The following is an 11,151-nucleotide window of genomic DNA, read 5'->3' on the forward strand; positions in this document are numbered from 1 at the left end:
CCCTGAAAAAGTGGGCAAACTCGCCCCCCCCCCCCCCCCTCAACCGGTGGAGCCCTGGAGCAGGGTCGAATAACGACGCCCTGCGCGCCACTCACTCCTCGCTAGTTCTCTGATCGTGTCCGGTTCTGTATGCTACGCAAGTTCCTCACCAGCCACAGCCCATGCGCAAGTACTTCGCCGCCATAGCTATCAGCCTATTATTGCTCTGGAGTGCGATAATGATCGCCACGTCGTCTACTACACCCAATCGGGCTATCGAGAATCCTGACCCGCTGCAGCACCGCGTAACGACGCGCCCGCGCTCAGACCCTGCAGTGGTGCGCCCCCAACTAGATCAGCGTCAAGAGTTGGATGACCCAAAAGCGCAGAGCAAGAGCCACACGAGGCCCTTCGTCGCCGCGGATGATCAGGCATTGGCGTTCATCAAGTTCATCTCGGCGAAGGGGTACTTTTTGCCGGACCAGATGGAACTACCTGCCATCGAGGATTGGAGATCCTTCGAGCGGGATTGGCGAGAAACCTACGAGTCCTACTCTGGATACATGCGAGACAAGCACAACGTTGGTTGCGCTATAGCTGATAAACGAATGAAATCGGGGGATTTCTCAGTATACAATCAATCTGACTACCCTGCTCCAAGTCCCGACGAAATCCGCAGAGGCATTGTCGACCGTCGACCATGGATCCAGCGCACCCCGAATTTCATACGCGCGGAGTACAGTTTCGACAAGGCGACGGGCCAGAACCGAGTAAAGGTTATTGAAATAAAGGAAGGTCAAGATCCCAAGTATGACGAAGCTATCCATGGTTGCGCACGAACTCGCAGGCTTCTGCGCACCATAACCGACACTTACATAGGAATGTATGAGTCCAATCGCAAACAGTAGACCTAATTGGTCTCCTCTAGCATTTCCCCAAGAGCTTGATCGAGCATCGTGCTCGATCACCAAGATCCAATACCCAAGACCAACGAATATACAATGTTAAAGGTCACGTCCCTCCTTTTTGCTATTGCCTTCGCTAGCGGTACAACACCTAGTCTCCGAGACACCTGTCTCGGCTGCCTCCCTAGTGGTCCGACAACCAACAACTCTTCCTGCGTTACAATCACCACGAATGGCTTCACGGTCGGCGGCAATGGATGCACTGTGCGCGCCGGAGGTGGCGGCTGCAACAACCCCGGATGTACGCTGACCGGGACGATCACGATCACTAATGCTTGCTCGGGTGACGTGTGGTACCGCACTCGGAAGTGGGATTCGGGAACGGTCACGTGTGGCACCAAGACCAAACTCCCATCGGGTAGCACGAGCGACCCTCTCGACTTCAACGGAGAGATCACGCCGTGTCAGTCCTCGTGGGGAGTCTATGTGTACACCAGTGACCCAGGAGCCAACTGCGATGTAGGTCCTGCGAGTGCGTCGATTTCGTGGTCGTGCAGCCAATGCGAATACTCCCCGAACTGATCCCGCCACATCCATCTGGATACACCTTCAACCGTGCTCCCGGTGCACAAGTTCGGTAAATGGTCGGTGATTGTCTTAGCCACTCTGTTATCACAGTCCTGCACGGATCGCGTCGAGAACCGGATCCTGGGACGCCAGAGGCTGGCTGAGGTCATGTCGCCCCGAGGGTCCACAGTGGATCTGACGGGCGATATCACCAATAATGGACTGTCGCCCGCTGAGATTCACTCTATCCGAGTTTCTTGTGGATGTATGGATGCCGTTCTCGCGGATAAACACGGGAGGCGACACGCACTGCCATTTTTTCTTGAGCCAGGCAATTCGGCCGAGTTTCGAGTAAGAGTCCAAGCAAAGTCAGGAACGCATGTATACGAGGCTGCGCTGTTCAGCCGCCTAGAGCTATTGCACAAGTTCAGATGGAAGATCAAATCCTGCGAAATGCTCACCTTCCGGTGCCTCAACAATCCCACACAGATGGCGGTCGGCGAGCACACAAATGTGCAGTTTGTATTGTCGTCACATGGACCACCATTGGAACTCTTGCGCGTGCCAACGATCGCCGGGGCCCCCGTACGCGTCAGGCGCTTATCCCCGCGCGAGATCGAACTGGCGTCTCGCGTGGTGGCCCACAGTGGTGGCCGACTACCCTGTTCATATGTTGTTCACACCAACCTTGGTGCAATTGACGTCAGTTGCTCCATACATGTATCGACGACATGGAGTGTGTCCCCCGGGGTTGCTTTCGCCAATACAAATGAGGCGATCGAATTCAGCATTGTTGGCATTGATGCACATTCCTTAGGGCGCATCCGAGCAACCTGCGAAGAACTTGCAGTTGGGGCTATCCAAATCGACCAAGCGGCAGCGGGCAAGTTCACAGTTGTCGTCAAGAACAACCTCGTTCGCATGTGGCCAATCAAGGTCCATCTACGAGTCGACGGTTTGCCTGCCTCCAACTCGGTTCATATATATGATGGAAGAATCACCGGAAAGTAGTGGCGCAACCCGTGAAATCACTAAGAGGCACAATCATTTATCGGCTCTGCGGTGTTCTTGCGTCATCTATTATGCTTGCCTCCGCGATCTTGAAAGCTATTGAGCCATATCATGCTGTTCACGCAATCAAATGGACCATGTTGCCAATACAATACAGGCTTATATTGGTCAACGCGGTCAGCTCTATTGAGTCGGTGCTGGCCATGGCCATGCTCGTGTTCTACTGGATCCCGGCGGTCTATAAGTGCACTTTGGGAACTTGCCTATTGTTGTTGTGTTTCCACGTGGTTAGCTTGGCTACAGGGGTCGGGCACTGCGGGTGCTTTGGTTCACCTATCATACCGGATTGGCTAACAATTGTCGCACTCGTTACGCTCGCCGGCGGATCCTTCATCTGCCTGATCGAGTATGGTTTAAACGGCGACAGAGTGTCAGGATTGCGTAGAGATCGATTTATGGCCATGGCACTAGTAGCACTATCTGCTGCACTTCCCTGGCTGGTAGCGGAGAGATGGGGTGTCAAGCCAGACACCGAGCAGGTTCTGCTAGACATCGCTGGTGTTGTCCGATCTCCTATCGACGAGGCCATCTTCATCGTTGGCACATTCGATTGCGAGCATTGCATCGACGCACTGCGGAAACTCGCGCGGGAGAGGGAAAAACCAGGTAAGCTAGCTCGTATGCACGTGTTCTTTGTCACGCCAGCAGGAAGCAAGGCCGGGGCACATAACGAGTTCTCCTGGTTGAAGTTTGTTCGCGTTCGAGATGCGCTGTGGTGGGGACTAGCTCGATACTCTTTGCCCACATTCATCTGGTATCGACGTGGACATGCGCTAGAAGTCGGGGGTTTCGGTAGTGGAGTCTGGCGTAACTGACCCGTGCACCCATTTCGAATCCAGGGCTCGCACCTACGGACGCCGCCCAGATGAGCGATCTCGCGGCGTCGCTGCATGCGTTTCGACATCTGCGCGAGCCTGCCGGCGGATCGCGAACTTCCCAGATGGGGTGGGTGTGGATCTGCTATTGAGCAGCTGATCATGCGGCGACCCTGACCGCAGTCCGACGGTTGGGCGAACATGCCATGGTTTGATGATGCTCTCGAGACCAAGAGGGTGTCGATCACCAACAGGGGGGAGGCCAAGCTCGAGATAGACCTTGAGTGGCCTGTGACCGTTGTTCAGGCTCGACCATCGTTCTCGAGCAAGATACAGGACACATCTGTTTACATTGGATACCCACACAAGCAGGCCGCAACCTCCGGGACGTGGCCCAATTGTAACCACACGATAGCGACCATCTGGTCGTAACTGTCCTGGCAACCCCATCTGGGGAGTTCGCGATCCGCCGGCAGACTCGCGCGGATGTCGAAACGCACGCAGCGACGCCGCGAGATCGAACACTGGCTGTCGCGTCGCGAGGCGCAAGGCCTGACCCTCCGTGACCTCTCCGTTCGCTCCGGCATCCCCGTGGGCACGCTGGCTTGGTGGTCGCACCGACTGAGGAAGGAGCAGGCTGAGCCCGAGTTCGTCGACCTGGGCGTCGTCGAACTGAGCCCGTCCGATGTCGCGGAGAGCGCCAGTCCAGAGTTGGTGCTGCGACATGTCGATGGCTTGGTCGTCGAGGCGCGAGGCCGCATCGCCGACCGCCTCGTGGAGCGACTGCTGTCCGAGCGTACGACGTGCTGAGCCTGCCGGCTCAGGTGCGCGTGTTCCTCTGCTGTGCCGTCACCGACATGCGCAAGCAGTTCGATGGTCTGTGCGCGCTCGTGGAGCACTCGCTCAGCTGCGATCCGTACGCCGGCGACGTGTTCGTCTTCTTCAATCGCCGACGCGATCGTGTGAAGTTGCTGCTGTGGGACGGCAACGGATTCTGGATGCTTGCCAAGCGCCTCGAGAGCGGCCGGTTCGATGCGTGGCATTTCGAGCCGCGACGACGACACGCACGTCGAGATCGATCGCGCCCGACTGATGATGTTGCTCGAAGGAATCGACGCGAAGAAAGCGAAGTTCCGACGCCACTTCGCACGGTCCGTATAGGTCGGCGCGGTGGTGGTGGACCCAAAGACGACGAGGATCGACCTCGAGCAGATCGACGAGGCGGGGCTGCGTGAACTCGTGCCCATGTTGCTCGAGAAGATCGCGCTGCAGGACCAGCGGATTGCCGAGCTCGTCCGCATGGTCCACAGGCGCAGCTCCGAGAAGTCGCGCCATGCACCAGGGACGTTGTTGCCCTTCGCCGAGTTCGACGAACTGCGCGAGGACCTGGAAGCCGCCAAGAAGGCAGCCAAGACCGTCGAGGTCCCGGCTCACACGGACGGCCAACAAGCGGCGGAAGGATTTCCCCGATCACCTACCCCGCCGGACGACAACTTGCGCGGTCGATGCCGACCAATTGCCGTGCCCGGACTGCGGTGAAGTGCGCGTCCAATTCCGGTGTCGAGACCCGTCAGAGCTCGAGCGCATCGAGATCACCTACGTGCACGTGTTCGAGCGGGCGAAGCACGCGTGCCGGTCCTGCCAGGGCAACGTGATCGTAGCCGACGGTCCGCCGTGTGATCGAGAAGAGCATCCTTGGCCGGCTTCCTCGCGCAGATCATCTTCGAGCGCTTCTGCAACCATAGCCCTACGCGCGGCTGGAGAAGAGTACAGGCCGAGGGCCTGTCGCTGTCGCAGGGCGTGATGTGCAGCTCGGTGCTGATGCGGAACTGCTCGAGCCGGTCTACGACGCCCACGTCGCCGACGTGCTCGAGAGCCTCGAGAACTCGGTGCTTCAGAGCGACGACACGACCGTCGTGCAGCGCAACGGCAACCAGCCCGGCTGTCGCGATGTCCATGTCTGGGCCTGGCGAGACCATACGCCGGCGTCTTCTACGAAGCCACCGACACCCGCAACCGCGACGGGCCGAAAGCCGTGATCGGCAACCGCCGAGGTCGACTGCAGTGTGACGGACACGATTGCTACTCAGGGCTCGATCCGGGCGAGATCACACGGATCGGGTGCTGGGCGCACGTGCGTCGCTACTTCGAAGGCGAAACGGGCAGTGATGCCAACGCCAACGAGATGCTCGACTGGATTGGCACGCTGTTCCGCGTCGAGCGCGAAGCGAAGCAGCGTGCTCAGGACGAGCGGCGTACCTCACCGATGAAGAGCTGCTCGCCTTGCGCCGGGAGAAGTCCAAGTCGATCCTCGATGCCATCCGAGCCTGGCTCGACCATGCGCAGCTGAATCCGCCCAGCCTCCCAGGCGGACCGCTGATGAAGGGCGTGGTCTACACCCGGAATCAGTGGGCGACGCTGATCCGCTTTCTCGATGACGGCCGCATCCGCGAGATCTCGAACAACGGCTGCGAGAGGGCATTGCGTGCCACGGTCATCGGCAGGAAGAACTGGCAGTTCTTCGGCTCCGAAGAGGGCGCCAAGGCAGCGGCGGTGATGATGAGTCTGGCGCAGTCGTGTCGGGAGCACGGGATCAACCCGCTGCTCTACCTCCGCGACGTGTTGCATCGAATCTCGACCACGCCGCAGTCCCGCATCCGCGAGCTGACCCCAAGGGGATGGAAGGCCGTCGGCGACGAGATCGAACGACACAAGCAGGGGCAGGACGCCATCGCAGCCGCCGTGCGGTCGCTGAGCTTTCGCCTTCACGAGACCGGCGCGTAGTCAACCTAGGCGCTGGGATCGCCGACCTCGGGCGACACTGGGAAGCCGGTGGCGGCGGGTGTGGTTGGCCGGACAGTTACATCTGGTCCGGCCACGAGCCAGGCACAGAATCGCGTGGATGACCCAGAGACGATCGGCGAGAGAGTGGCAGGCCGCCGCCCCACTTGATGGCACCGTCGCGACGGACGCTACGGGCCTCGAATCCTCGGGGTAGCAGTGATCGGCCGGCGCGGACGGCAGCTGGCGAGGCGACAGCTCGTAGACCTCGGCCGGGGTCTTCATCGCGAGCGCCTCGTGAGGACGCTCTTCGTTGTAGATGCTCTGGAAGCGGTTGAAGGCCTTCTGTTGCGCCGGGATCGAGCCACATGGCGGCGTGGCGGTCTCGGCCTTCAGGGTCTCGTGGAACCGCTCGTGGCGACCATTCTGATCCGGTCGGCCGGGCTCGATCAGGATCGGCACGACGCCGATGCGCAACAGCCACACCCCAAGGCGCGAAAGGCGCCCCAGACCAGTGGAACCGAACGGCGGACCGCCGTCGCTGAGCATGAAGCGTGGCAGCCCGAACACAACGAACGCCTGCTCAAGGCGACGCTTCACGTCGGGCGACTTGGGCGCAACCATCGCCTGGCAGACCAGCGACGCCTGAGTGCACATGCCGTTGACGGTCAGCGGATCACACCGCGTGCCGTCGCCAACCCGGAACCAACCCTTGTAGTCCATCGACCACACGTCGTTCGGCGCGGCGGCCTCGACGACGGGCGGCGCCGTCGACTGCCGGCGGCGCCGACGACCCCGCGGCACTACGACACCTGCTCGACTCAGGATCGCATCGACGGTGCTCCAGGCCGGCCAGCTCTCAGCCGGGCGCTCGCGCAACAGCGTCCACAGGATCTTCTTCGAACCCCATGTCGGGTGCGCTTTCCGAACCCGGAGCACCGCGGCCTCGATCTCGGAAGATGTCTGGTTGGGGTGGCTCCGCGGAGCTCGCGAGCGTCGGCAAGGCCCGACATGCCGCGCTCAGCGTGCCTCGCCAGGATCTTGTAGCCGGTCTTCCGGCGGATCCCGGAACTGTCGGCAGGCTTTCACCATCGTCACCTGGCCCTTCAGGACCAGCTTCACGAACTTCTGTCTCTCCGTCATCGGATCGGTCTGCGTCCATGGCATCCGGCCAGGAGACCCACGGCGCTCCCCATGGTCACGCTCGAGTGTCACCCATGTGCCCGGACAGTGTCACCCATATGCTGGGTTGGACCCCCTGGAAAAGTGGCAAACTCGTCCCCACTCGTCCCCCCTCACGGCTCGAAGGAGTCTCTTCTACAGATCCTGGACAGGATACCAAATAGGTGAACCAATGAACCTTCGAAGCCGTCTCATCATGGCGATCTTGACCGTACTCACATCCACCTTGTTCAGCACCGCGTCTTCCGCCCAAGCGTGCAATGACGGTTGCGATGACAACTCGCTCGCCGCAGGTTGGGGCAACCCACAGGTCGAGTGGCTCTGGACATCACAGACTGTCAAGGGCGTGCGCGCCGCGGACTGCAGTTGGACCCCGTGCAAAATCAAGGGTACGATCAAGGTTTGGAACTACACCGCCAACACTGTCCGCCCAGAAATCCTCGGGATCCCGATCGGGGCTGACATCGCCCCTGGTACGTCAAGCTCGTGGGTGATCCCAGAGACCAGCTACGGCTGCGGCCAAGCCGCCACGTCGATCGATATCCGAGACGCCACGGGGATCATCGCTGCCTTCAATTTCGCCTGTGGCATCTGCCTCTGGAACGAATAGATGTCGAGTCGATCGAAACTTGGCTTGCTCTTAGGCGCCTGTTCGGCGATCGCTGTCGCCGGTGCGTATTGGATTTGGCCGAAGTCGGCAGGTAACCCAATTGCGCCGGTATCGAGCGATGGAGTTTCTGCCCCGGCGCAACGAAAACCCGAGGCCCCCATCTCTGAGACGCGCGCCCTCGCGAACAAGATTCCCGCAAGGTCTGCACTCCAGGCCAATCAAGATCTCGCGGGATCGCGACCGCCAGGCGCAAAACCTACGAAAGCGCAGCGTGACGCTCTTTCCTCGCTTATCTCCGGGGCGGCTTCGCTCGGGATTCAGATCAAGGTCACGGAGAACGACCTACCCGAACCGGTGTGGAAAGCACTGGAGTCCGCTTCAGCCAAGTACGCATGGCACATGCGGGACGTCCTCAAAGCCCAACAGCCGATCGTCGAGAAACTCGTCGAGGCGAAACTCAAGTCCGGCGACTTCCAAGAGTTCACTCAGCCAGACCCGTCGGCGAGCCCAGCGGCCATGCTCGAGTTCCAGAAGCAGCTGCGCGAGGCGAGAAAGCGAAAGGAGCACGGCGAAGTGATCAGCGTGCTTGGCAGAGGACGGAACGTCAAGGTCATGCGCGTGCGTCCGGCAGAGGATCAACGCCTGGTAGACCTCGCGGACAGGAGCCAAGAACTCGAACGGGAGCGAACGAACGAGGGTCTGCGTCACCTGGCCCCCTATCTCAAGTGATGCTGCGTCGTACATTCATCGTAGCGGCAGCTACCGTTCTCTTGTCGTGTCACGATGGCGATCAAGCTCGGAAACCTGTTAGGGCACCCCACAACCGCACTCCACGGGTGATTCGTGCCACGTCGGGCGCAGAGCACCTGGTGTTCGAGCTCGGGCGCCACAAAGCTCACAGCCGCGTCGAGTATCGCTATTCGTTTCCTGGCGGGACGCCATCGCTGAGCATCGCTGAAGTGCGCTCTCCGTGTGGCTGTGTCGCCGCACGCCTGACCCTACCGGGTGGGCTTCGGATGCCCATCCCAACCCGCGTCCCGTTCGACCTCGGACCGGGCACGGTACTCGAGGGTTGGCTGACGATCGTGGAGGACGGTCCGATTCGGCAGCGGATCGAGTTCCGCGCACCGAGTGGTGCATGTGCCGTGACCGCCGAGTTCGTCGCCTTTGGGTTCACTCCGCTCCGGGCGGAGCCGAGTGCGGCCTACCTTGGCGAATCCAAACCGCGCAGCACCGTGACGGCCACCCTCCACCTGCTGCGCGAGGATCGGACCGCGGTGGAGATCCTCGAACACGAGTTCGCGGGGCACGGACAGCGGCCACGGCTCGTCTCAACGAACCGACAAGCAGACGGGTCGTTGACGGTGTGCTGCGCATTCGATGTCGGGGAAACACCCGGGCCAGAATCTACCAGGGTGACGTTCCGCGACCGCTGCGGCGATAGTACGACCGCCGAGATCATCACCACCGTGTCGAGTCCGGTACACCTGCCGCAAGGCGATATGATCTCGTTGGGTTCGTTCCCGGCCGCGCACGGCGCGAGCGGCCGCATCCCGATCTCGATCGAGGGAGATGCCCACGTGCGCGTCGCCTGTACCACGCTGCTGTTCGGGGCCGCCGAGGCGCGGTGTCGGGTGCTCCCTGCGGCTGCGGGTCGCGAGTTCACGGCTGAGCTAACGGTCACCAGCGCTGCACGGGGGCCGGTCCAAGGACTGATCAAACTCGAGATCGAGGGTCCGGCACGGATGAGCCAGCGCTTGCGCTTTGTCGGGAAGGCGGAGTAGCGGAGCTAGCGTCCCCAGCCCGTCGACGATCCAGCTCATCAAGCCGGGAGAAGAAGTGGAACACCAAGTGCTTCCGCAGCTCGCACCAGGCCCTTCTTGTCGCCGGTTGCGAGTGGCAGGTTCCTCTGGATTGCCAGGCGCAGGTAGAGGGCGTCGTAGCTCGTGAGCTGCTGGTCTCTGGCCAGCACAGCTACATGATCGAGTACGGTTCTCGTGCTCGTGCTCGCAACGCGAACAGGAAGGGCGCGGAGAATCCGGAAACCTGCCTCGACGGTTTCGGCATCGATGCGGCGGCGGCGCTCGTTCACGACGAGAGAGTTCGCGACTTCAAGTGCCCAGAGGCTTGGGACAAGCGCTACTTCGCCTGATTCAAACCGCGAGCGAACGGCGTGAGCTTGCCTAGCAACTTCCGCTTCTCCAAGAAGCCAGCCGATGACAATCGAGGCGTCGAGAACGTTGGGCTCGGAGGATCGGCCGCACTCACGCTCGCCCCTCGGCGATGGAATCGAGGATCTCTTCTTGGGTGAGACCGGAGCCGATGCGAGTGCGCAGCCGGTCAATCTCGTCAATGGCAGCGCGTACCTGCTCCCTGTCGAACGGCTGAACCTCCTCGCTCGCACGCTCCACGTGGGCGAGCACCACGCCGCGCTCTGTGAGGTCGAGACTCGCTCCTTCGCCCATCCGGGCGAGGAGTTCTTTCACCGTGAGCTCGGGCGTCACCTCAAGGGTGCCGTTCTTGCGACCGTTGTCCATCTGGCGTGCCATCGTCTCTCTCCCCACCGGTCTCAATAGTCCTCCTAGGTAGGCTAGCACGAGTCGAGACTTGGTAGCGACCGCAAGCTTCTTCCACATGGCAAGTTGCGGCGACCACACTTGTTGCGTTGCAATCCCACGGTCAGACCTCGTTGCATCGAGACGGGCAAGGAAGCCCAGTCGCCGGTCGTTCCGCGTTCCGTTCTGTCTGGCCGTCCCCCAGGGGATCTCGGAACGGATCGGCACCTCGGGCGCTCGAGAAGGCGAAACGGAGCGGTGATGCCACCGCCAACGACATGCTCGACTGGATTGGCACGCTGTTCCGCGTCGAGCGCGAAAGCGAAGCTGCAAGCTGCGTGCTCAGGACGAGCGGCGTACCCTCACCGATGAAGAGCTGCTCGCCCTACGCCGGGAGAACTCCAAGCCGATCCTCGATGCCACCCGAGCCTGGCTCGACCATGCGCAGCTGAATCCGCCCAGCCTCCCAGGCGCGTGAGCTGCCGAATCTGAGTCGGCTCGGAAGAGGCGAACGAGATGTTGCCGAAACACAGGACCGCGTTCCGCCCCGCGCGTCTCGAACAACGGGGACATGCTCGAGCGAGGGAAGCCGAGCAAGAACTAGGCAGGTCAAGTGTAATGTAGGACATGAACAGGAGGCCAATTGGGACTTGCGCGTTGGCGGCCGTCACCGCTGCAGTCCTGTA

General features: G+C 61.1%; 13 protein-coding genes and 1 pseudogene. 11 read left to right on the forward strand and 3 right to left on the reverse strand.

Going from position 1 to position 11,151, the window contains the following annotated elements; translation table 11 throughout:
* Window positions 1-161: 161 nt before the first annotated feature.
* From H6718_00050 to H6718_00085, 8 genes and pseudogenes are all read left to right on the forward strand, one after another.
* Window positions 162-887 (forward strand): hypothetical protein, encoded by a 726-nt coding sequence (locus tag H6718_00050; protein MCB9583753.1) that lies wholly within the window; start codon window positions 162-164, stop codon window positions 885-887.
* 1,586 nt (window positions 888-2,473) lie between these two features.
* Window positions 2,474-3,337: a hypothetical protein gene (locus tag H6718_00055; protein ID MCB9583754.1), complete on the forward strand. Its 864-nt coding sequence runs from the start codon at window positions 2,474-2,476 to the stop codon at window positions 3,335-3,337.
* Window positions 3,338-3,823: 486 nt separating this feature from the next.
* Window positions 3,824-4,147 carry a hypothetical protein gene (locus H6718_00060; GenBank protein MCB9583755.1) on the forward strand — a complete coding sequence of 108 codons (324 nt, stop codon included), beginning with the start codon at window positions 3,824-3,826 and terminating at the stop codon, window positions 4,145-4,147.
* Window positions 4,141-4,498: pseudogene (tnpB, locus tag H6718_00065) on the forward strand (IS66 family insertion sequence element accessory protein TnpB). The gene H6718_00060 and the pseudogene tnpB overlap by 7 nt, the downstream one beginning before the upstream one ends.
* Window positions 4,499-4,507: 9 nt before the next feature.
* Window positions 4,508-4,876: a hypothetical protein gene (locus H6718_00070; protein MCB9583756.1), complete on the forward strand. Its 369-nt coding sequence runs from the start codon at window positions 4,508-4,510 to the stop codon at window positions 4,874-4,876.
* A 266-nt stretch (window positions 4,877-5,142) separates the two neighbouring features.
* On the forward strand, window positions 5,143-5,376 hold the full coding sequence (locus tag H6718_00075) for a hypothetical protein (GenBank protein MCB9583757.1): 234 nt from the start codon (window positions 5,143-5,145) through the stop codon (window positions 5,374-5,376).
* Window positions 5,280-5,687, forward strand: a complete 408-nt coding sequence (locus tag H6718_00080) for a transposase (GenBank protein MCB9583758.1) — start codon at window positions 5,280-5,282, stop codon at window positions 5,685-5,687. Before H6718_00075 ends, H6718_00080 begins: the two co-directional genes overlap by 97 nt.
* Window positions 5,621-6,121 carry a transposase gene (locus H6718_00085; protein MCB9583759.1) on the forward strand — a complete coding sequence of 167 codons (501 nt, stop codon included), beginning with the start codon at window positions 5,621-5,623 and terminating at the stop codon, window positions 6,119-6,121. The genes H6718_00080 and H6718_00085 overlap by 67 nt, the downstream gene beginning before the upstream one ends.
* Here the strand turns inward: H6718_00085 and H6718_00090 are convergent, their stop codons facing one another.
* Entirely contained in the window at window positions 6,122-7,057 is a 936-nt protein-coding gene (locus H6718_00090; GenBank protein ID MCB9583760.1) for a transposase, read from the reverse strand.
* A 415-nt stretch (window positions 7,058-7,472) separates the two neighbouring features.
* On the opposite strand from H6718_00090, the gene H6718_00095 reads away from it, so the two are divergent.
* From H6718_00095 to H6718_00105, 3 genes are all read left to right on the forward strand, one after another.
* Window positions 7,473-7,910, forward strand: coding sequence for a hypothetical protein (locus H6718_00095; protein MCB9583761.1), 438 nt, complete (start codon window positions 7,473-7,475; stop codon window positions 7,908-7,910).
* A 354-nt stretch (window positions 7,911-8,264) separates the two neighbouring features.
* Window positions 8,265-8,639 carry a hypothetical protein gene (locus H6718_00100; protein MCB9583762.1) on the forward strand — a complete coding sequence of 125 codons (375 nt, stop codon included), beginning with the start codon at window positions 8,265-8,267 and terminating at the stop codon, window positions 8,637-8,639.
* Window positions 8,639-9,694: a hypothetical protein gene (locus H6718_00105; protein MCB9583763.1), complete on the forward strand. Its 1,056-nt coding sequence runs from the start codon at window positions 8,639-8,641 to the stop codon at window positions 9,692-9,694. The genes H6718_00100 and H6718_00105 overlap by 1 nt, the downstream gene beginning before the upstream one ends.
* A gap of 38 nt (window positions 9,695-9,732) precedes the next feature.
* Here H6718_00105 and H6718_00110 read toward each other — a convergent pair whose 3' ends face one another.
* A complete protein-coding gene (locus H6718_00110; GenBank protein ID MCB9583764.1) occupies window positions 9,733-10,263 on the reverse strand; it encodes a type II toxin-antitoxin system VapC family toxin in 531 nt (176 codons plus the stop codon).
* Complete coding sequence (locus H6718_00115; GenBank protein ID MCB9583765.1) at window positions 10,175-10,459, reverse strand: hypothetical protein; 285 nt, start codon at window positions 10,457-10,459, stop codon at window positions 10,175-10,177. Before H6718_00115 ends, H6718_00110 begins: the two co-directional genes overlap by 89 nt.
* Window positions 10,460-11,151: the final 692 nt, after the last annotated feature.

The sequence above is a fragment of the Polyangiaceae bacterium genome, assembly GCA_020633205.1.
GTDB lineage: Bacteria > Myxococcota_A > Polyangia > Polyangiales > Polyangiaceae > JAHBVY01.

Bases quoted from the DNA above. Each gene is read 5' to 3' on its own strand.
- H6718_00115 (MCB9583765.1), bottom strand. From the start codon at position 10,459: ATGGCACGCCAGATGGACAACGGTCGCAAGAACGGCACCCTTGAGGTG.
- H6718_00060 (MCB9583755.1), top strand. From the start codon at position 3,824: ATGTCGAAACGCACGCAGCGACGCCGCGAGATCGAACACTGGCTGTCG.
- H6718_00050 (MCB9583753.1), top strand. From the start codon at position 162: ATGCGCAAGTACTTCGCCGCCATAGCTATCAGCCTATTATTGCTCTGG.
- H6718_00095 (MCB9583761.1), top strand. From the start codon at position 7,473: ATGAACCTTCGAAGCCGTCTCATCATGGCGATCTTGACCGTACTCACA.
- H6718_00105 (MCB9583763.1), top strand. From the start codon at position 8,639: ATGCTGCGTCGTACATTCATCGTAGCGGCAGCTACCGTTCTCTTGTCG.